This is a genomic window from Nostoc sp. EspVER01, from assembly GCF_034530635.1.
Taxonomy (GTDB): Bacteria; Cyanobacteriota; Cyanobacteriia; order Cyanobacteriales; family Nostocaceae; genus Nostoc.
Map to the genome: position 1 here is coordinate 1 of NZ_JAVRCS010000036.1, position 19,052 is coordinate 19,052.

The window sequence follows — 19,052 nt, forward strand, 5'->3', positions numbered from 1 at the left end:
ATCTGAATGGTTTACTTGCTATTTGAGTGTTTCTGCCAAAAGTGGATGCTCCCATTAGCTGAAGGTAGTGTATATCGTCAAGGATACATTGCTACACAAGACAAAGCAACTGTACGTATACGTATAGTAGGGGAAAAAAGTTATTTGACTATTAAAGGCCCCAATATTAAATATTCGAGATTAGAGTTTGAATATCCTATTCCTGTTAAAGATGCTCAAGAAATACTTGAGACATTATGTCAACGTCCCTTTATAGAAAAAACCAGATATAAAATAGAGTCTGGTGGTTTGATTTGGGAAATAGATGAGTTTGATGGTGTTAATAAAGGACTGATATTAGCAGAAGTTGAACTCACTGATGAAAATCAGCAATTTGAATTACCAACCTGGATTGGACAAGAAGTTTCTGATGATTCCAGATACTTTAACAGCAATTTAGTAAAATACCCATTTTCACAATGGTAATAGCCTGATTCTGACTCCTGTTAGCGGTAGCGGGGCGTTTAGCCCATTCTGAATTCTGACTTCTTCTTCAACAAATATTGATTTTAACTGCTTCTTGACAACAGGATGCTTATTTCGTTGCGTAATTGATTCCTTGGGAGTTTCATTAGGAAATACCGTATCTACGGACGTGTAATTACTTGGTTAGCAAATCAAGAAAGTATAAAAACTCTAGTATATTTTCGCCTATCAATTCAGCATTAGCCCCAATAGGATGTAGCGGAATACATATCACTCGCCAGATTAACAGGTGCGTTCTTAGCTAAATGACAATTAAGAAACCTTTGCTAATCAAGCAACCGGAAGTTAGAAAGTTCATCCGTGAACTTCGTGGCACAACTAGTCTTACCCAAGAACAGTTTGCAGCATCTTTAGGTATAACTTATTCGACGGTAAACCGTTGGGAGAAAGGACATGCCAAGCCTTCATCTCTAGCTATGCAAAAGATTGAGGGAATGTTAAAGGATATGGGTGAACTGGGGCAGAAAGTGTCGGTGAAGTATTTGTCGAATTAGAAAGCAGCCAGAGAGGCAAATTAATTGAAGTTACTTTCCCCCAATTAACAGGTTATCGCTACGACATAACCACAAACAACTCAATTCTAATTTTACCGATGTTTGCAGATATGCATATTTTGCGGATTACTCAACCTTTGAGTTTGAGTTTACCGTAGCCGATATTTTCTGCACTTTTGAAGACGAGTTTAGCTTAAAAACGCGCAAAAACTTCCAAAATTCTTTTCTTAATTGAGCGCCAATATTTTTCAGTCAACTTCATTTGGACTGTACAATGTTTGATTATTCTACCCCCGCTTTAGCTACATATCTTAATATTTCTTCGCCAAGAGCAGCTTGCACTAACGGCAGCAAAGTTGCGGTCATCAATACTGAAGGTGTATGGGAAGTAGAAAGTAATGGGACGAAAAAACTAATCCCAAACTCTAATTACGATGCTCGTGACATTGTAGCAATTGATGGCAAAACTTATGTCTTAGCTGTTCCAACGGGATTAGTAAAACTAAAAACTGACGGAACTAGGCAAAAAATAGTTAGCAACACAGCTAATTCAAAAACACGAGTTAAATTTTTGCAAAATTGGATTATTTACCAGTCTGCAAATACTTTATCAATTTATGACAAAAACCTCAACTTTAAAGCCAAACAGAGTTATGGCGTAACTGAGGTCATGGATTTTGAGTATAAAAACGGGTATCTCTACATTAGTGGCTACCAACAACAAAAGAGGTTAGGTATTCCCGTCCAGATAGCTTTTCTTTACCGAATGGTTTTCGACGGAGCAAAAATATTTGCTTTGGCAAATTTAGCAGGAAATAACCAAGGCAAGCTTTGGGGCTACAATTCTGCCGATCTTGCTCACGACATGGCAGACACAAGACTTAACCGATTACAAATTTTTGAAGACAAGCTTTATGTCCTCGGTTCAGTTTATGGGGGTAACTCAATCTACAGGTGGAATGGCAAAGACTTATTAACAAAGACTTTGATCACCACAGACACTTATACCAATGCTGCACAGACTCGTGACGAAACAAAAGTATATATAGGAACTGTTAATCTGACTAATTTTACTGTCGAGCGTGGACAGTTAAGTGTTCCAAGAAGGCCTACAACTGCGGGGATGGGAGACGGTGCTAGCAATTTCCCTAAAACTATTTACTCAAATGGCAATACAATTTTTGTGGGTTCCTCTGCTGCTTATGCGATCGCCAATAGAGATAATCAAACCTTCATGGGTAAACGTATCTCGGCTTACCGCGGAGATGCATCTCTTTTAGTTGTCTCCAAAAACCTAATGACTCGCCACGCTTGGGTAACACCGGGAAATGGTGAAGTATTGCTATTTACTGATAAGTTTGCAGTAATCAAAACAGATAATAAAAGAAATGACTTGGCTACAAATGTAGGAACTGCCCAAACATTACCAACAAATACTTATTTCGTTAAGTTTTAATTGAGCAACGAGATTGTAGATAATCCCGTTGCTCAATTCTTTTGTGCAGAAAACTATAAGCAAGATTAATGATGAGTTTTGTTCGCGTAAACTATACGCGAACACTTTTTTGTCCAAAGTCTAATACGTACTTTACATAATTATAATATGCATAGCAGGCTTGTTAAGCTAAAAGTTTTGCCCTGTCTTATCTAACTCCTGTTCGACGCAGAACTTGTTATTTTAGCCATTGAGGACAAGTATAGTTCTTCTCCTTTACTTTTTGGAGAAATTTTTCACCACAGACTGCATTTTATTAAAGAGTAATATCAATAAATTTTAATAGCCTCTTGTTTTTTAGGGCAATCTATGCAAATCTCATAAATACATAATACTATAAATTGGTAAACATACCGTAGTTTATCAGAAAATTAGGTGGGTTAGCCAATAAACTCAAAATTTAGTGCCAAGTAAACTTTTTAGGAGATGTAATCGTGAGTGCATATCAATCTGAGTCAGGCAATAGTTCGACTTCGCAACTGAATTTAGAGACTGATGTACTAGTCATAGGTGGTCTGAAGTTGGAGATTTTCTTAACAAGCAGCATTAAGGGCGAATAGCACCTGTATTTTAAAGATAGCGAAAGAATGAAGAATGACAATTTTGTTACTTTGTCTTTCCTAAATTAGGAGTTACTAAACTTAAAATTGAAGATTCGTGGAGGTAAAATCATGTTTTCTGGAAAAATTGAAAAAGAATTATTTGGTGAAGAAATTTGGTCAATTTGGCAAACAACTAAATTACCAGATCATCTACAGTTATTAGTGGATCAAGAACTGGGAAAACGCGATATCTGGGAATTGCAGTCTCAAAAACCTGACAATCGATCTATTTATCCAAATCTCTATGATGACTCTAGTCATTCAACAAATATTTAACAAAAGAGGCAGTTCTTGCGTAGGGCAGGATAGCGTAGCGGTAGCGAGTCCGCGAGCGTCGGCTGGAGAAATACTACCCTACTCAAGAACTACTGTGATACCTACGGCGGTAAATTAGGCGCTGAGAGTAAGGGTTTAAGTCTCCCAGCAAAGTTTGAATTTGCTGGGAGACTATAAAGTGGTGGGTCTAAATTTCCCACTGATTGCATTCTGAATTTTGACTTCTCTATTTAATTAATGCAAAATAATGCGAAATCGAATTCATGCTGCAAATCCCTCCCAAATTTATTTTTCGTAGCAAGAGAAGGAATCAATATTAATGGCACATCTATTTGAACCATTCAAGATTCGTGAAGTTGTTTTTCGCAACCGCATCGCCGTTTCACCGATGTGTCAATATTCCAGTACAAATGGATATGCTAATGATTGGCACGTTATTCATCTAGCTTCTCGCGCAGTTGGCGGTGCAGGTATAGTGTTCACAGAGGCGGCAGCTGTAGAGCCACGTGGACGGATTAGCCCGCAAGATTTGGGAATTTGGTCAGATTCACATATCGAAACTTTAGCCAAGACTGTGGCATTAATTCATAACTTTGGCGCTGTTGCAGGTATTCAACTTGCTCATGCAGGTAGAAAAGCCAGCACTGCCAAACCGAGTAAAGGAGGCAAAGCACTAGATGAATCTCAGGAAGGTTGGCGGCCCTTAGTTTCGAGTAGTGCGATCGCTTTTAGCCAAGATAGCCCAGTTCCAGAAGCCCTAAATCTTGAGGGAATTCAAGAAATTATTGACGCCTTTGTTCAAGCTGCCAAACGTTCTCTAGAAGCTGGTTTCAAGGTAGTGGAAATCCATGCTGCCCACGGTTATCTACTGCACCAATTTCTTTCACCTCTTTCTAACCACCGTCAAGATGATTATGGTGGCAGCTTTGAAAACCGGACTCGTCTGCTCAAAGAAGTAGTTCAAGCAGTCCGAGAGGTTTGGCCTCAAACACATCCACTCTGGGTACGCATTTCCGCCACCGATTGGGTAGACAATGGCTGGGACATCGATCAAAGTATCGTTTTAAGTGACAAACTCAAGTCTTTAGGAGTGGATCTGATCGACACTTCATCAGGCGGTATCATACCGGGCGTTCATATCCCAATTAAACCTGGTTATCAGACTCAGTTTGCCGAACGCATCCGCCGCGAAGCTAATATTCAGACAGGAGCCGTGGGCTTAATTACATCCCCTGAACAAGCTGACGAGATTATTCGTACAGAAGTCGCTGATATAGTCCTGTTAGGACGTGAACTACTCCGCAATCCTTACTGGCCACATCTGGCAGCCAAACAACTGGGACACGATAAACTCTGGCCTGTTCAATACGATCGCGCTTGGCTGTAAGCTTTCCTTGCTCCTATGCTCTGTATATTGGTGACAACTTAAAGCGATTTCTACGACGTAAACACTTACGCCAGAATGTCACGCAGGGTGTGGAAATAAGTACAAAGTGCTTCCGTGTAGGGATTTGGGTTGATATTTAATAATGCCCAAATCCAATACCAAAACCCAGATGTAGAGACGTGATTTATCGCGTCTTGAAAAACCAATTATCTACACTTGCAAGATGTCTACTCTAAAGTATTGAGGGGCTTCAAAAAGGTAAAATTATAAAGAATCGTTACAACATAATCATGTCAGCTATCCAAACAACTTTGGTTCTTGCCATGACGGCCGATGGAAAAATTAGTGCCGTAGATCCGAAAGCGCCCCGTGAACCTAATGTAGTCGATTATGCACACCTGGAATATCAAGTCTCCCTTGCCGATCTAATCCTGGTAGGAGCAGGGACAATTCGGGCTGAGGGGGGAACCTTTGCAATTAGCGATCGCGAATTGTTGGCAGCACGTGAGGTTCGGGGTCAGTCTCCTCAGCCGATTACTTGCGTTGTTTCAGGTTCTCTTGACCTATCGCCGGACTTGCCTTTTTTGAGTCAGGACATTGAGCGATGGATATTTACCACACGGACTGCTTTAGAGCGCAGTTCTGATACAACAACTTTGCAAAAACTGGCTGAGTTAATTGATTTGGGAGATACAGACCTGGACTGGGATCGAGCCTACACCTTGATGGCAGAGCGGGGTATTCGCAAAATCGTTGCTTTGGGAGGTGGCTCTTTAACAGCTGCTCTAGTCAAGGCAGGACGAATTGACGATTGGTGGTTGACCATTTGGCCGGTCATTTTTGGAGGAAAGCACGCCCCTAGCCCAGTGGAGGGAGAGGGTTTTCTTCCCGATGTTGCTCCTCATCTCCAACTCATAGAAACTCGTCAGGTTGGAAGTGATTTGTTTTTACATTACCGCACGGTTAAGTGAAAACGCGCTGCCTGAATTAAGCACTTATGATCTCGTTGATACTAGAAAGCAGGGGAGCAGGGGAGCAGAGGAGCAAGAAAGAAGTTGCAGTAAGTCTTTCCCCTTTGCCCCTCTGCCCCCTGCCCCCTGCCTCCCATCAACCAGGGGGCCAATCCAACTGCCGCCCTCCCAAAATATGCAAATGTAAGTGATGGACTGTTTGACCGCCGTCATCACCAGCATTGATGACGACTCGATAACCATTTTTTAGTCCAGCTTCTTCTGCAACACGTTTAGCAGTTAACAAAAGATGCCCCAACACAGCATGATCCTCAGATTCAGCGTCAGCTAGTGTCGCAATGGTTTTTTTGGGAATGACGAGGATGTGAACGGGCGCTTGGGGATGGATGTCTTTGAATGCCAGGGCTAAATTATCCTCATAAACAATATCAGCGGGAATTTCCCGACGAATGATTTTGCTGAAAATCGTTTCTGTACTTTCACTCATGCCAATCTACCTACTAATCTGCTAGAGATTTTATATTAAGTCCGCCTAATTACTGATCATTGACAAAATTTGATTGTGCGGGTATACCCCCAATACTTTTCCGATAAACCCAACAATCTCTTTTTTGGTCTGGGGGAAAGGTTAAAGGGTAAGGGGTAAAGGTAAATTCAAACCTTTTCCCTTTTCCCTTTCCCCCTTAACCGAAAAGTATTGGGTACACCCCGATTTACTGTTTGGTTCGGTTTTTTCAGGTAAACAGCTATTAAAAAACCTGCTAATCTTTTAAAAAGACTAGCAGGCATGGCTTATCATCAATCGGAGCGGCGGGATTCGAACCCACGACCTCCACTACCCCAAAGTGGCGCGCTACCAAGCTGCGCTACGCCCCGGTCAGAATTCCTATCATATAGCAAAACTGTAGGATAATCAAGAGGCAATTTTAAAAAACCTTAAGCATCCCACTAGCTTGCAGTAAATCTGGAACAGCAGAAGCATTCCATTTACCTTCTACACATCGCCCTGTATTCAAGATGAAGCGAAGGCTGTAATCATGAGGGTAGCCTTCCACTTCCATCCATAATAAATCGCTTTCGGCTTCACAAGTAATTTTTTCCTCTTCCATCAATTCAGTTGCGAGTTGCTTCATGGTGTCTGCTAGCTGTGCTAGTAGACGACAAAAATCATTTAACTCGGCTTCGGTTAACTCAATTGCCCAATCATCTGTACCAACTAAACCTTTAAACTCCGGTGTATCGGGGTTCCAGCCAATACGCCAACCCGATCCGGTTTTGACAACGCGTTCCATAAAAAGTGAGGAGTGAGGAGTTAGGAGTGATTAATTTACAACTTATAACTCTTCTATTACTTAAGTAGTTCAGCACCTCCTCGTTGCGGTGGCTGTGGGGTAGTTGATGTAGTTGGACTGGGTGCGGTGTTGGAGTTAGGGGGTACGGTGTTTTGGGAAGTAGGATTAAATATATTGACTAAGACTTGTACTAAGGCATCTCGTTGGCTGCGGGTGAGGTTCTTGATGGCTTTGCGATCGCTTTCTATCGGATTTTTCTGTAGTGCATCATTTCCTGGATAGGTAGTATCATACATAATTTCATTTGCACCCAGGTAATCAGCTAAAGTCAACTTCCAATCTAAGCGATAAATGGGGGCACGCCCTTTGGTATAAATATGATATCGAATTAAGCGATTTGCTAAGGTGTTGCTTTCGGCAACTTTGCCATTTTCTTTACTGATATACTTATTTTCACGTGGGAAATCTGGCAATTGCTGATAAACTAGCTGCCAAACATCGCTAGGGGTGATTCTCTGGGCAAAAGCAGGTTGGATACTAAATAAATTTCTCTGTATTGATTTATCCGCTCCTGAACCTAAAACAATTACACTCACTAGTATTAAGGTAAGCAGTAGTGGTGTTAGCGGAACCGAGGCATTTCGCTTGTGCTGAGTTGTGAGTTTTGAGAAAATTGATTTAAACAGAAATTTTTTCTTTTTCATAGAACAATATTTTGGGCGTTGCTGAGTGAAAAGATGAATTTGCCTGATTCAGAATTCAGCACTCACCACTCAGCACTCAATCTTATAGTTCGCCGATAATTTCTGGTTGAGTCAATTCATCGGACATTTCGATTATTGCTCTTAGCACTGGCTTCATCATCGCATCTTCGTTACTTTCAAAGTCTTCGTAACGCCGACGTTTAGCACGATTTGCTACCTGAACCGTAATGCGGTATCGATTTGAGGCTGCACTAATCAGATCCTCAGCACGGTGCATAATCTGAGATTGAGTTGTCTCGAACTTAGAGCGCTTTAGCATAATCAGTGGTTCTTGGGGTCATTCTCCAGTGTAACAGTACTAAATCAGTCTACTGCTGTCTGTTAAATGGCCAGCAACCTCTCTATTGATAGAGGCTAAGATATTTTAGTCACTTTATAAGTAACTTGTAGTATTAAATAACGCACCCTCATGGCTGACCTTGTGGAAACTGCGATCGCAGCAGGTAATTTCAATACTCTAATAAAAGCTGCTGAAGCTGTAAATTTTATAGAAACTTTGAAAAGCCCTGGTTCTTTCACGCTCTTTGCACCAACTGACGAAGCTTTTGCTAATCTGCCAGAGGGAACTTTAGACTCGCTACTACAAGATATCCCCAAGCTCCAGAAAATTGTGGCGTATCATATCGCTAGTGGGGATGTTAGGTCTGATGATTTGGTACAGATTAACGAGGCAGAGACGCTTGAAGGGTCAATTGTCGCCATTGAATCTGCCGACGGTAAATTTAAGGTGAATAACGCCAATGTCCTCAAAACAGATATTCTGGCAGACAATGGCGTGATCCACGTTATTGATGCGGTGTTGATGCCTGCAATGGTGGCAGGGAAGTAATGTATTGGGGCATTGGGCATTGAGTATGGGGAAAGGGGAAAGGGAAAGGGGTAAGGGGAAAGATTAAATTTATTCCTTTTCCCTTTAACCTTTAACCTTTTCCCCTGCCCCCCTGCCCCTTTTGTCCCCTACTCCCTACTCCCCACTCCCAGAATGCAGCCACTCCGTGCGGGAACAGTCAATGACAACTGTTGATCTCCTTTATCATTCCACTCAACTTCAGCATTACCATATAAAAGTTTGTTGGGTTGAGTATGCAAAGTGGAGACATCTGCATTCCCTGTTGCCGAACTTGTGCCAGCGTTAACAGCAATTATCAATTCTTCTGTGCCTAAAGTTCGTGCAAATATATAAAGTTGCCCTTGAGCATGGAGAACTTGGTAATCACCTGTACGCAAGGCTGGGTAATTTTGACGCAGGGTAATTAATTGACGGTGAGTATTAAAAATTTCCTGATTCCAGTTACTCTCTAAGGGAAAACCACGACGTGAGTCGGGATCAATTCCACCAGGTAAGCCAACTTCATCACCATAGTAGATGCTGGGGGCACCGGGAAAGGTGAGTAGTAGTAGAGTTGACAATTCTATACTGGCGATATCGCCGCCTGCAATTGTCATCAATCGGGCTGTATCGTGACTTGCAAGCAAATTGAGTTGAGTTAGCTGAATTTCCCAAGGGTAAAGTTGCAGTACTTCTTGGATTTTGGTGGCGTACTCGGCAGCAAATAACGGTGGGTACGGTTGATAGTCGCGGCTTTGGACTTGTTCTAAGACTACGCGATCGCCTGCCGCAAAGGCAATGGTTGGCCCGGCAAATAGATAATTCATCACACCGTCAAATTGCGTCCCATCTAGCCACTGGCGGGAATCTCCCCACACTTCGCCCACAATATAAGCTTCGGGATTGATAGCTTTGACGCGATCGCGAAATTCCTGCCAAAAACCAGGAGTTTTTATTTCAAATGGTACATCCAATCGCCAACCATCGATGCCGAATTTAATCCAATATTCGGCAATTTCCATAATGTATTCTCGTACTTCTGGATTATCGTGGTTAAATTCTGGCAAAGCACGATTTCCCGCCCAACCCACGTAGTTGGCAGGGAAATCACCATTGTATGCTGAAAGCGGCCAGCCTTCAATTTTGAACCAATTTACCCAAGGTGAATGGGGGCCATTCTCTAAAACGTCGTGGAAAAAGAAAAAGCCCCGGCTGGAATGGTTAAACACCCCATCCAGAACGACTTTGATATTCCGTTGGTGGGCTGCATCGAGCAATTCCTTAAAAGCTTCGTTGCCCCCTAACATCGGGTCAACTTGATAATAATCGTGGGTATGATAGCGATGATTACTGGCAGATTGAAAAATGGGCGTGAAATAAATCGCGTTAATCCCCAAATTCTGGATGTAATCTAAATCCTCCATAATGCCCCATAAATCGCCGCCTTTATAGCCCTGGAGAGTTGGCATAGAGTCCCAATCTTCCCAACGGGCTTCTTGCAATAACCGTTTGCGCGGCTGTTTGCTTCTGGCAAAACGATCTGGGAAGATTTGGTAGAAAACAGCGTGCTTCACCCAGTCTGGTGTTTGAATTTGCATGAATAACTTTTTGTATGTTTAGAAGCGATCGTTGCAAATATTAGCTTCTTTATGGCTCTTACTTATGATAGAAAATCTGTTATTTCTCAGTATTCATTAGCGATTTAGCCTTTTCCATGCTGTTTTATACGCAAATGTTATCAGTCTTAACTATTTTGCCTACAATTTATTTTAGTTTTTAACAGTTCATCTACACAGACTCGTCACTGATTGCATTTTGAGTCTTAAATTATTCTTTAATAATTTTATTTATTACTTAATTATTCTTAATTTCATTTTCTTCACTTTGTCCGTAATTATTTCGGCAGACAATGGATTAGTTTAATAGCTTCATAAAAATTACCTGTTACCTCAGATTTAGGTAATTTTTAGATGCAACCGATCAAAGTCACTAACTACAGAAAATCACTATGAGGGAGACGTAATTACAGAACATGAGTTATGAATTAGCAATTGTCTTAGGAATAACTCTTACCTCCTAAACTTATTTGATGTTATCTATAAAATAAATGGATAACTATAGTCGCATCAAATAATCGAAGCTAAAAAGCTACATAGTCTGCGTTAATCCTAGAGCGACTTATCCTCCTAGAATCACTACTTTCTTGACGGCAACTCAATTTAATTTAAGGTAAAAATGAGACACGAAAAACTTTCTCCTGGGCTACTTTTGGCATTTCAAGACTATCAAAATGAAGGAGATCAAGCTTTAGTTACACATAAGCGATCGCTTGGCATCATTGCTCACAAAAGCCCAGTTAAGCCCACTAAGAGCGTCGTTTTTATCTACTGCGACCCTGATGCAGACTTAAGTTATCTATCACAATATAATATTGAAGTCAATCAAAACTCTGGGAGTGTGCGGACAGCTTTCTTACCCATAGATAGTTTAGATGTCTTATCTGAAGAAGATGTGATTCAGCGGATTAAGCCATCACGCAAACTTCATTTGAGGATGGATACTGCAATGGAAACAGTCAAACTGCCGGAATTTAAGAATCAAACCGGATTGACTGGTAAAGGAGTAATTATCGGCATTATAGACAGTGGTATCGATCCGAAACACCCCGCCTTTGCTGGACGAATTTTACACATTTGGGATCAAACATTGCCAGGCCCAGGAGTCACAGAGGGCGGCTATGGGGCTGAATTTAGCGGAACGCAACTGACAGTTTCTCAGGATACTGGCGGTCATGGTACTCACGTCGCTGGCATTGCCGCTGGTGCCGATGCTAGTTATGGCGGTGTCGCACCAGAAGCAGAATTAGTTGTCGTCAGGTCAGATTTACAGGATGCCCACATTGCAGATGGTGTGCGTTACATTTTCCGAGTTGCTAGGGAGTTGGGACGCCCAGCAGTGGTAAATCTCAGCTTGGGCGGACACGCTGATGCTCATGATGGTAGCGATTCCCTATCCAAAGTTATCGATGCCGAAACTGGTCCTGGAAGAATAGTTTGCTGTGCTGCCGGTAACGAAGGAAACGATAACATTCATGGACAAGCGACCATACCCAGTGGACGCACTCGTGGTATGCGCTTCAATGTTCCTTTGAATCAAGTAGGCATCGTTTGGTTAAACGCTTGGTATGCCAAAGACAGCGAATTAGAAGTATCTGTGCGGAGTCCTAACGGTTTTGTCACCCCCTTTCAAAAAATAATTACTGACGGTAATTCCGCCCAAGATTACCAGTTACCAGATGCACGGGTGCAATTAGCGACACCAGCGCCAGACCAAGCCAACGGCGACCATAATTTCTTTGTGCAAATACGCGGTATTGGCCCCTCGCAAGTCATGGGAGGTGTTTGGCAACTGCGAGTCCGCAATACTTCTTCAACTGACACATGTTTAAATGTGTGGACACTAGATGATAGTTCATCAGTGTTTTTTACAGGTAAAAGTGTCAAGGATGCCTTAAAAATTGGTTCGCCGGGAGCCGCCAGCAGTGCAATTACAGTTGCCGCCTATACTACTAAAACCAAGTACACAGATATTGATGGCCAAGTGCGAGAAATGGGCTTAGAATTGGATACTATTTCGGAATTCAGTAGTGAAGGACCTCTACGCACTGATGGGCAGAAGCCCGATGTAGCAGCACCAGGAGCGATGATTATTTCCACGCTTTCCGCCGATGCTAATTTTGACCGCTCATCGATGATTAATTCCAAGTTTGTGGTTCAGGCTGGTACGAGTATGGCGACACCGTTTGTTAGTGGGTTAGTAGCACTGCTGTTGCAGCGAGATCCTAAACTCGATCCGGCTGCTGTGAAAGACTTGCTACGTAAAAATAGTGCAATTCCTGGCAAACCCGCAGGCACATTTGATGATAAATGGGGTTATGGAGTGATTAACGCAGCTAATCTGTAATTAGACTGAGAGACGCGATATATTAAAAACTATAGATATATCGTGTCTCTTTAGGGTTATAAAGGCGATCGCCTTTATAACCCTGTAAGTTAATACAAGTAACAAAATAATAAAATTATCCTTAACTATTCAGATAATTTTTAATTTTGTTTTTATATTTATTTTTTATTTAAGTAGTCAAATTTACACAAAATTTTGATAATTAATATCAATGGTTAAACTTCGCGTTCGAGAACTAGCACAAGAAAAGGTTTACCATCTACTTAGTCTTAGAGGATGTTTGAAAAGTTTCAAGTTGAGTAAAAAAGCTCTCAGGGCATAAGCTGTAAAGATGTCCTCAATTGCTGGCTTGTTAAATTCAGCCACCTTTACAACTACCTTGACAATAGTGGTCTGTCCCATTGATTTTGAAGGGCTGCTAGATCCCCGACTTCTTTAAGAAGTCGGGGATCTGAACACCACTAACCTCTCAAAACTTTTGGGACAGACTACTAGTACAGCACGGCGTAAATAAACATACCATTTCAAACAGGCACAAGCCTTGATATATGAACTTTTTGACTTTTGACTACTAAGCAAGATTTGGAAATTTTGCTCAAACGACAAAGGGAATTAAATCAACAACTTCAAGAACTCAACGAACGAGTTGACAGACCATCTGCTACAAAATAAGCATTCGACAGCAGTTAGTTTATGCGATGGCGGAAGCGCCTGCTTTATAGCGATCGCTCTTAATTATTAGAGGAAACCCCAAGCGTAGGCGTAGCCCGTCGCAGACATCGCTCCTCAGAATTTACCAGTCGTTTGCAGAAAGCTTTGGGTACAATAAGTAGGAAAGCAGTTTAATTGGTAAGATTGGTTACGCACCTGTACTTGATTTGAGCCGTTAGGTAACGGGACATCGCTTCTATCTATTTACACTTTCAAAACGCTCATGTCCAATGTGAACCTGCCACTCCACAACTCTAGCAGAGTCTGCTAACATCCCATCCCGCACACGGGGGCTACTGTTGACAATGGCTTGAGCCGCTTCTAAATTCTCCGCCTGAATTACCCACAGCCCCGTTCCATCATGGGGAAAAAACGGGCCACAGCACAGTAGTGTTCCTTTGTCATACTGCTCACGAAACCAAGCCAGTTGATTTTGGTCATGTTCTGGGTGAGCGTTTTTATAGTCGTAATACTCTGGAACAGTTGCGACAACAACGGCAAAAAGTTGAGACATATCCTCTTGTTTACTGAGTGATTTGGGATGATGTTCAGATTTTATAAGTATAGTTGAAGCGCGTTTAGCATTGCAGTCGCATAACCCTTGCTTTCAGAGCGATCGCTCTTAAGGCGGGGTGTAGCCCATCGCTCTCAATCAAGTGAGGAAACCCCAATCGCTTAAAACCCGTATCGCTAATATATGGATTAATAGAATAATCCATCAGCCAAAGTTAGGGTAATTGGCTCAGTGGTGTCGCTAAACCGTCAATGCTGACCAGATTTTTCTTCTGTTGATATTCTCGAACTCCCTCTTCGCCTTTTTTACTAGCCCAATTTACTAGAGTCTGGCGCTGACCTTGATATTCATAGAGTGGTACGCCAAAACCACAGGAAGTCTGGATTTTTTCAATTTCAGCGACGATAATTTGACGAGTTCCAGGTATCGGCAAAAACTGAGAATACAACGAATCCCACTCTGGAGAACTCGGTAAAATCGTGGTTCCTTGACCGTAAAGACGCAAGATAGACGCGGGTTCTTGAAAAGCACAAAACATAAAGGTTATCCGCCCATTTTCTTGCAAATGGGCTGATGTTTCGTTACCACTACCTGTTAGGTCTAAATAACCTACTCGGTTGGGAGACAAGATACGAAAGCAGTCCTGACCTTTAGGAGACAGGTTAACATGACCCGTAGAACTCAAAGGTGCAGAGCCAACAAAGAAAAGGTGTTGGGCAGCAATAAAGTCTTGCAGTTCTTCAGTAATACAGTCAAACAATTTAGACATAGACTGTCTGATTTCTATTTACAAATTGATCGTGTTCTCAGCCTATGTCTTAGCTAAAAATCTAGCAAGGTATAATTACCGATGTCTGGTTTATCGGAAGGGAGTGGGGAAAACTGTTACTGTCTCATATACCGACTAGCCATTTGGATGGCATCAGCAATATCGACATCACCATCACCATCAGCATCCAAGAAGGAATTTAGGACAGGATTTCCGCCAGCTTGGGGATTTTGAGCATTGGCTCCTGATTGCAAAAACTTTAGCACCAAAGGTACTGCCAAAGGCAGCAATTGTTGAACGATACCAGCATCCAACCCAGTGCGCTGGGCAGCAACTTCAGCTACTTGCTGTTGTATCTGAGGAGAAAACAACGAATTGACGGCTTGGGGGTTGGGAGAAGTACCAGCATATTGACTGACTAAATTTTGTGTGGCTTCATTACCATCTGTGGCTTGTTTGTCTTGTAAAGCAGAACGCACTTGACCACCCACAATTGACAAAACTGATTGGATGGTAGAAGGATCTGCACCTGTGCTACTGCTCAACTGCTGTACAGTGTTAACAATGCTTCCTATTTGACCTAAGCTGCCCTGTTGATTAGGATTAGCGACTGCACCAAGAATTTGATCGAAAAGTCCCATAAGTTTGTTTCTCTACTTTGTTCTCAAAAACTTGCCAAAACTGGTTGGAAGTTTTTTGTGTACACGGACTTTTGTAAGTCTACTAAAAGATTAGAACACGTAAATTTATAATTAACGAATAAAATTCTAACAGCTACTAGCTCAAGTATGAGAAATCGATCGAGCGATCGCAAATTCTGTGCTTTGATTTAACTCAGATGTTTTTTACCACAATCTGAAATGCGTAGGCGTAGCCCGCCGCAGAAATTGCTAGCCTTAAACCCTTAATGCGTCGTGGTTTGGTTGTCAAAAATACTTCAATGTTCCCACTTAAAAAAATAAATCGCTGTCTGTAGAAGAATGTTCGTCTATCTTGCAGTCAGCGATCGCAAAACGCTCAACTTATTTGACCGATATTTGCTCTACGCTAATGCCGCTACTGTCTCTAGTAAGCCTTGAAACAACCTCAAGCCATCACTACCCCCTAACATTGCGTCTGATGCCCTTTCTGGGTGCGGCATCATTCCCAACACATTGCCCCGGCGATCGCAAATCCCGGCAATGTTGTTCAGTGAACCGTTGGGATTCTCTCCTTCATAGCGAAATATGACTTGCCCGTTATCTTCAATTTCTGCGAGAGTGGCTGCATCAGCGTAGAATCGCCCCTCTCCGTGGGCAATGGGCAAAGTGATAACTTCACCAGTTGCATAAGCTTGCGTCCATAGATTAGTACGCTCAACTTTCAAGGGGACGCGATCGCAAATAAAATGCAAATCCCGATTTCTGGTTAACACCCCTGGCAAAAGTCCAGCTTCAGTTAATACCTGAAAGCCGTTGCAAATACCGAGGACAAACTTACCCTTTTGGGCGTGTTCTACAACCTGCTGCATCACGGGTGAAAAACGCGCGATCGCACCACAGCGCAGATAATCCCCGTAACTAAAGCCACCAGGAATAATCACGACATCCAAATCAGCAATATCTGTTTCTTGATGCCAAACCATGCGAGTTGGCTGCCCCAGTAAATCTCTGGTTACATAAGCAACATCGCGATCGCAATTAGAACCGGGAAAAACAACAACACCGAATTTCATGATTGGGGAATGGGGAAGGGGGAATGGGGAATGGGGAAGGGGGAATAGGGAATGGGGAATGGGGAATGGGGAATGGGGTAATTGTTTATCTCCCCCTTACCCTTTGCCCCTTGCCCCTTGCCCCTCTATCTCTTTCCCATGCCCCAATCCCTAAAATACCCCAGTTTGAGTTTCGACCTCAATTAATTCAAAGCGGTAATTTTCAATTACGGGATTTGATAGCATTTGGTCACAAATGGTATCAAGGTCTTTACGCGCTTTCTTCTCTTCAGTTGAGGTGATGGTGAGTTCAATGTACTTGCCAATCCGCACCTGGTCAACGTTATCGTATCCCAGTTGCTTAAGACCGGATTGTACTGCCACACCAGCGGGGTCTAAAACTGAAGGACGAAGGGTCACGAAAATTTTGGCTAGATACTTGGTTTGCACGGGCTTTTGCTGAATGCTGCGATCGCTATACTATAACTTTCTGTTCCAACTGAGTGAAAATAAGATTACGAAGCGGTTAAAGTTAATCGATCGATTAGCTCATCTAACAGCTTCAAATTACAGTGCCATACTTAAACAATTATCTATGAGAGCTATACGCACCCGCAGTCAAGAGCGTATTTTTACCCTACTGAAAACTATCAAAAAAGCCATTTCTGCCCAAGATATTTACGTAGAACTACGTAATACAAATCAGAGTATGGGTTTAGCAACAGTTTACCGTTCTCTAGAAGCCTTAAAACTAGAAGGCATGGTACAAGTTCGGAATTTGGCTAACGGTGAAGCCCTCTATAGCCTAGCACAACAAGATAAACACCACCTTACTTGCTTGCAATGTGGTGTCTCAATTCCGATTAATCAATGCCCAGTTCATGACTTAGAAGACCAGTTAGAATCCAGCCATAAGTTTAAAGTTTTTTACCACACCCTAGAGTTTTTTGGGTTGTGCAGTCAATGCCAGGTGAATCAAGGTACTGAGATTGGTCAATAGTCATATCAATTTTATGTGGTGTAGTTATTGGAAAAAGACAAGGAAAAAACTTCTTCCCTTGTCTCTACTCTCCACTTCTACTCCTAACCAGCGCGGTTATTTTCTAATCCTGGGATTTGCTTGGAAAACAACTCGTTAGAGTCAATCTGAGCATTTGAGATAACGGAACGCATACCCTCGAAAGCAGCAGGAATAGTGCGCGGATCTATAAATAATACCTTGCTGCTATCGCTTCTACCAATTGTCGCGCCCATATCCAAATAACCCAAAGCAAACAGTACTTCCACTGCTTTATTGGCATTGGAATTTGTTTGTAGTTTTTGGGCAATAATTTCTGCTGATTCTGCGATCGCTTGAGCTTTCAAAACCTGCTGCTGACGTTCTGCTTGAGCTTTCAGAACGAGCGACTTTTGTTCAGCTTCCGCTTGCAGAATTGTCGATTTTTGACGAGCTTCCGCATCCAATATTTGCGCCTCAGCTTTACCTCTGGCGCTATTGACAGCAGCTTCGCGTTCACCCTCAGAAGTTAAAATTGCTGCCCGTTTGCGTCGTTCTGCCGACATTTGCAATTCCATCGATTCTCGCACAGCTTGAGACGGAATAATATCTCGCAGTTCTACCCGTGTCACTTTCACACCCCAAGGATCGGTAGCAACGTCCAAATCTTGTAATAACAACTCACTGATGTGGGAACGAGCAGTAAAGGTTTGATCTAACTCCAGTTGTCCCATTTCGGCGCGAATTTGAGTCAACACCATATTTATCATTGCCGACTGGAGATTTTCTACCTTATACCAGGCTTTTTCCATATCCACAATGCGCCAATAAAACACCGCATCTACTTCAATGCCAACGTTGTCACGAGTGATGCACTGTTGAGGAGGAATATCTAAGACTTTTTCTTTGATAGTTTCTCGGTAAACAACTTTATCTAGGAAAGGAACGACAAAATTTAGTCCTGGTTCCAGTTTTTTGTTATAGCTACCCAATCTTTCAACCAAAGCTTGATTGCCCTGATTGATGACTTTCACCGAACCTGCCACAGCAGAACCACCAAGAGCTAAAAATACTAGTAAAAAAAACTGTTCCATTGTAAATCTCCTAATTTTTAATAAAGGGAGTGCGGAGTGGAGGAGATGAGTAAGCCGAGGAAGTAGAGTAAAAAGAACTCTTGAATTTGGACAAATGACAAATACTCAAGAATTCAACAGATTTTCCGGTACAACAATCAAAGTAGTACCTTCCCTTCTAACCACATAAACTCTTTGATGCGGTGGTATGGTAAATTTGTCATCGTCACATCTTGCTTGCCAAGAATTTCCCTCATACCGCACCCGCCCTGTTTTTCCAGGCAGAATTTCTGTTAAGGTTTCAGCTATGACTGCATCCCGAATTTTTGATTTGCGTTGTCTTGGTTGCAAAAACCGACGAGAAAGTACGATTAATACTGTGGAAAGCAAGAGCCAAACCACAATTTGCAACCATACACTTCCCATACCCACTCCAGACAGCAGCGCCACCACAAAAGCGCTAATTCCCATCATGAAGGCGACAAACGCCGATGGTAAGAACAGTTCAGTTAAACACAAAACTGCTCCTGCCAGAAGCCAGATTAAGGTAAAACTTGGCATAGCGCCATCCTAGTCTCTACATTGACGTAAATGCATTTCTACAATTAGATACAGCCAGACGTAAGTTATTTACAGAAAACAAAACTGGGTATTTCTACCAATAATTTTGATTAATTTCAGTAACAAGGTGTAGCTA

General features: G+C 42.2%; 22 protein-coding genes and 1 tRNA gene. 9 read left to right on the forward strand and 14 right to left on the reverse strand.

The window, feature by feature from the left end; all coding sequences use genetic code 11:
* Window positions 1-45 precede the first annotated feature (45 nt).
* The 6 genes from RMX69_RS23690 to RMX69_RS23715 all read left to right on the forward strand — a co-directional run bounded on the left by RMX69_RS23690 (window position 46) and on the right by RMX69_RS23715 (window position 5,750).
* Window positions 46-465, forward strand: coding sequence for a CYTH domain-containing protein (locus RMX69_RS23690; RefSeq protein ID WP_322638890.1), 420 nt, complete (start codon window positions 46-48; stop codon window positions 463-465).
* Window positions 466-770: 305 nt separating this feature from the next.
* Entirely contained in the window at window positions 771-1,019 is a 249-nt protein-coding gene (locus RMX69_RS23695) for a helix-turn-helix transcriptional regulator (protein WP_322638891.1), read from the forward strand.
* Window positions 1,020-1,293: 274 nt separating this feature from the next.
* Window positions 1,294-2,475 carry a hypothetical protein gene (locus tag RMX69_RS23700; protein WP_322638892.1) on the forward strand — a complete coding sequence of 394 codons (1,182 nt, stop codon included), beginning with the start codon at window positions 1,294-1,296 and terminating at the stop codon, window positions 2,473-2,475.
* Window positions 2,476-3,185: 710 nt separating this feature from the next.
* Window positions 3,186-3,392 carry a hypothetical protein gene (locus RMX69_RS23705; protein ID WP_289796147.1) on the forward strand — a complete coding sequence of 69 codons (207 nt, stop codon included), beginning with the start codon at window positions 3,186-3,188 and terminating at the stop codon, window positions 3,390-3,392.
* A gap of 319 nt (window positions 3,393-3,711) precedes the next feature.
* Window positions 3,712-4,779, forward strand: a complete 1,068-nt coding sequence (namA, locus tag RMX69_RS23710) for an NADPH dehydrogenase NamA (protein WP_289796146.1) — start codon at window positions 3,712-3,714, stop codon at window positions 4,777-4,779.
* A gap of 290 nt (window positions 4,780-5,069) precedes the next feature.
* Complete coding sequence (locus RMX69_RS23715; protein ID WP_289796145.1) at window positions 5,070-5,750, forward strand: RibD family protein; 681 nt, start codon at window positions 5,070-5,072, stop codon at window positions 5,748-5,750.
* Between the two features lie 136 nt (window positions 5,751-5,886).
* Here RMX69_RS23715 and RMX69_RS23720 read toward each other — a convergent pair whose 3' ends face one another.
* The 5 genes from RMX69_RS23720 to RMX69_RS23740 form a co-directional block, all read right to left on the reverse strand.
* Window positions 5,887-6,237, reverse strand: a complete 351-nt coding sequence (locus RMX69_RS23720; RefSeq protein ID WP_289796144.1) for a histidine triad nucleotide-binding protein — start codon at window positions 6,235-6,237, stop codon at window positions 5,887-5,889.
* Window positions 6,238-6,552: 315 nt separating this feature from the next.
* A tRNA-Pro gene (locus RMX69_RS23725) sits at window positions 6,553-6,626 on the reverse strand.
* Between the two features lie 50 nt (window positions 6,627-6,676).
* Window positions 6,677-7,042 carry a DUF1818 family protein gene (locus RMX69_RS23730; RefSeq protein WP_289796143.1) on the reverse strand — a complete coding sequence of 122 codons (366 nt, stop codon included), beginning with the start codon at window positions 7,040-7,042 and terminating at the stop codon, window positions 6,677-6,679.
* Window positions 7,043-7,098: 56 nt separating this feature from the next.
* Window positions 7,099-7,746 (reverse strand): hypothetical protein, encoded by a 648-nt coding sequence (locus RMX69_RS23735; RefSeq protein ID WP_322638893.1) that lies wholly within the window; start codon window positions 7,744-7,746, stop codon window positions 7,099-7,101.
* Window positions 7,747-7,828: 82 nt separating this feature from the next.
* On the reverse strand, window positions 7,829-8,065 hold the full coding sequence (locus RMX69_RS23740) for a DNA-directed RNA polymerase subunit omega (protein ID WP_094351515.1): 237 nt from the start codon (window positions 8,063-8,065) through the stop codon (window positions 7,829-7,831).
* A 150-nt stretch (window positions 8,066-8,215) separates the two neighbouring features.
* On the opposite strand from RMX69_RS23740, the gene RMX69_RS23745 reads away from it, so the two are divergent.
* Window positions 8,216-8,635: a fasciclin domain-containing protein gene (locus RMX69_RS23745; protein ID WP_322638894.1), complete on the forward strand. Its 420-nt coding sequence runs from the start codon at window positions 8,216-8,218 to the stop codon at window positions 8,633-8,635.
* A gap of 128 nt (window positions 8,636-8,763) precedes the next feature.
* On the opposite strand, the gene RMX69_RS23750 is transcribed toward RMX69_RS23745, so the two are convergent.
* Window positions 8,764-10,233, reverse strand: coding sequence for a glycoside hydrolase family 13 protein (locus RMX69_RS23750; protein WP_289796140.1), 1,470 nt, complete (start codon window positions 10,231-10,233; stop codon window positions 8,764-8,766).
* Between the two features lie 637 nt (window positions 10,234-10,870).
* Between RMX69_RS23750 and RMX69_RS23755 the strand changes: the two genes are divergently transcribed.
* The gene (locus RMX69_RS23755; protein ID WP_322638895.1) at window positions 10,871-12,598 is read left to right on the forward strand and encodes a S8 family peptidase; all 1,728 of its coding nucleotides are present in this window, start codon (window positions 10,871-10,873) and stop codon (window positions 12,596-12,598) included.
* 907 nt (window positions 12,599-13,505) lie between these two features.
* Here the strand turns inward: RMX69_RS23755 and RMX69_RS23760 are convergent.
* The 6 genes from RMX69_RS23760 to purS all read right to left on the reverse strand — a co-directional run bounded on the left by RMX69_RS23760 (window position 13,506) and on the right by purS (window position 16,735).
* Window positions 13,506-13,823 carry a YciI family protein gene (locus RMX69_RS23760; protein WP_289796137.1) on the reverse strand — a complete coding sequence of 106 codons (318 nt, stop codon included), beginning with the start codon at window positions 13,821-13,823 and terminating at the stop codon, window positions 13,506-13,508.
* Between the two features lie 64 nt (window positions 13,824-13,887).
* A complete protein-coding gene (locus tag RMX69_RS23765; protein ID WP_322638896.1) occupies window positions 13,888-14,028 on the reverse strand; it encodes a hypothetical protein in 141 nt (46 codons plus the stop codon).
* A 9-nt stretch (window positions 14,029-14,037) separates the two neighbouring features.
* Window positions 14,038-14,592 (reverse strand): pyridoxamine 5'-phosphate oxidase family protein, encoded by a 555-nt coding sequence (locus RMX69_RS23770; RefSeq protein ID WP_289796135.1) that lies wholly within the window; start codon window positions 14,590-14,592, stop codon window positions 14,038-14,040.
* 116 nt (window positions 14,593-14,708) lie between these two features.
* Complete coding sequence (locus RMX69_RS23775; RefSeq protein ID WP_289796134.1) at window positions 14,709-15,233, reverse strand: DUF937 domain-containing protein; 525 nt, start codon at window positions 15,231-15,233, stop codon at window positions 14,709-14,711.
* 401 nt (window positions 15,234-15,634) lie between these two features.
* Window positions 15,635-16,306, reverse strand: coding sequence for a phosphoribosylformylglycinamidine synthase subunit PurQ (gene purQ / locus RMX69_RS23780; RefSeq protein ID WP_289796133.1), 672 nt, complete (start codon window positions 16,304-16,306; stop codon window positions 15,635-15,637).
* Between the two features lie 150 nt (window positions 16,307-16,456).
* On the reverse strand, window positions 16,457-16,735 hold the full coding sequence (gene purS / locus RMX69_RS23785) for a phosphoribosylformylglycinamidine synthase subunit PurS (protein WP_099102896.1): 279 nt from the start codon (window positions 16,733-16,735) through the stop codon (window positions 16,457-16,459).
* Window positions 16,736-16,880: 145 nt separating this feature from the next.
* Here purS and RMX69_RS23790 point away from each other — a divergent pair, with 145 nt between their 5' ends.
* Window positions 16,881-17,285: a Fur family transcriptional regulator gene (locus tag RMX69_RS23790; RefSeq protein ID WP_322638922.1), complete on the forward strand. Its 405-nt coding sequence runs from the start codon at window positions 16,881-16,883 to the stop codon at window positions 17,283-17,285.
* A gap of 83 nt (window positions 17,286-17,368) precedes the next feature.
* Here the strand turns inward: RMX69_RS23790 and RMX69_RS23795 are convergent, their stop codons facing one another.
* Both RMX69_RS23795 and RMX69_RS23800 read right to left on the reverse strand, forming a co-directional pair.
* The gene (locus RMX69_RS23795; RefSeq protein ID WP_322638897.1) at window positions 17,369-18,376 is read right to left on the reverse strand and encodes an SPFH domain-containing protein; all 1,008 of its coding nucleotides are present in this window, start codon (window positions 18,374-18,376) and stop codon (window positions 17,369-17,371) included.
* A gap of 105 nt (window positions 18,377-18,481) precedes the next feature.
* Window positions 18,482-18,916: an NfeD family protein gene (locus RMX69_RS23800; protein ID WP_322638898.1), complete on the reverse strand. Its 435-nt coding sequence runs from the start codon at window positions 18,914-18,916 to the stop codon at window positions 18,482-18,484.
* Window positions 18,917-19,052: the final 136 nt, after the last annotated feature.

Coding starts and splice junctions, on each gene's coding strand:
- RMX69_RS23700 (WP_322638892.1), top strand. CDS start 1,294: ATGTTTGATTATTCTACCCCCGCTTTAGCTACATATCTTAATATTTCT.
- RMX69_RS23690 (WP_322638890.1), top strand. CDS start 46: ATGCTCCCATTAGCTGAAGGTAGTGTATATCGTCAAGGATACATTGCT.
- RMX69_RS23715 (WP_289796145.1), top strand. CDS start 5,070: ATGTCAGCTATCCAAACAACTTTGGTTCTTGCCATGACGGCCGATGGA.
- RMX69_RS23765 (WP_322638896.1), bottom strand. CDS start 14,028: ATGGATTATTCTATTAATCCATATATTAGCGATACGGGTTTTAAGCGA.
- RMX69_RS23795 (WP_322638897.1), bottom strand. CDS start 18,376: ATGGAACAGTTTTTTTTACTAGTATTTTTAGCTCTTGGTGGTTCTGCT.
- RMX69_RS23745 (WP_322638894.1), top strand. CDS start 8,216: ATGGCTGACCTTGTGGAAACTGCGATCGCAGCAGGTAATTTCAATACT.
- namA (WP_289796146.1), top strand. CDS start 3,712: ATGGCACATCTATTTGAACCATTCAAGATTCGTGAAGTTGTTTTTCGC.
- RMX69_RS23730 (WP_289796143.1), bottom strand. CDS start 7,042: ATGGAACGCGTTGTCAAAACCGGATCGGGTTGGCGTATTGGCTGGAAC.
- RMX69_RS23790 (WP_322638922.1), top strand. CDS start 16,881: ATGAGAGCTATACGCACCCGCAGTCAAGAGCGTATTTTTACCCTACTG.
- RMX69_RS23755 (WP_322638895.1), top strand. CDS start 10,871: ATGAGACACGAAAAACTTTCTCCTGGGCTACTTTTGGCATTTCAAGAC.
- RMX69_RS23760 (WP_289796137.1), bottom strand. CDS start 13,823: ATGTCTCAACTTTTTGCCGTTGTTGTCGCAACTGTTCCAGAGTATTAC.
- RMX69_RS23720 (WP_289796144.1), bottom strand. CDS start 6,237: ATGAGTGAAAGTACAGAAACGATTTTCAGCAAAATCATTCGTCGGGAA.
- purQ (WP_289796133.1), bottom strand. CDS start 16,306: ATGAAATTCGGTGTTGTTGTTTTTCCCGGTTCTAATTGCGATCGCGAT.
- RMX69_RS23705 (WP_289796147.1), top strand. CDS start 3,186: ATGTTTTCTGGAAAAATTGAAAAAGAATTATTTGGTGAAGAAATTTGG.
- RMX69_RS23750 (WP_289796140.1), bottom strand. CDS start 10,233: ATGCAAATTCAAACACCAGACTGGGTGAAGCACGCTGTTTTCTACCAA.
- RMX69_RS23770 (WP_289796135.1), bottom strand. CDS start 14,592: ATGTCTAAATTGTTTGACTGTATTACTGAAGAACTGCAAGACTTTATT.
- RMX69_RS23740 (WP_094351515.1), bottom strand. CDS start 8,065: ATGCTAAAGCGCTCTAAGTTCGAGACAACTCAATCTCAGATTATGCAC.
- RMX69_RS23800 (WP_322638898.1), bottom strand. CDS start 18,916: ATGCCAAGTTTTACCTTAATCTGGCTTCTGGCAGGAGCAGTTTTGTGT.
- RMX69_RS23775 (WP_289796134.1), bottom strand. CDS start 15,233: ATGGGACTTTTCGATCAAATTCTTGGTGCAGTCGCTAATCCTAATCAA.
- RMX69_RS23695 (WP_322638891.1), top strand. CDS start 771: ATGACAATTAAGAAACCTTTGCTAATCAAGCAACCGGAAGTTAGAAAG.
- RMX69_RS23735 (WP_322638893.1), bottom strand. CDS start 7,746: ATGAAAAAGAAAAAATTTCTGTTTAAATCAATTTTCTCAAAACTCACA.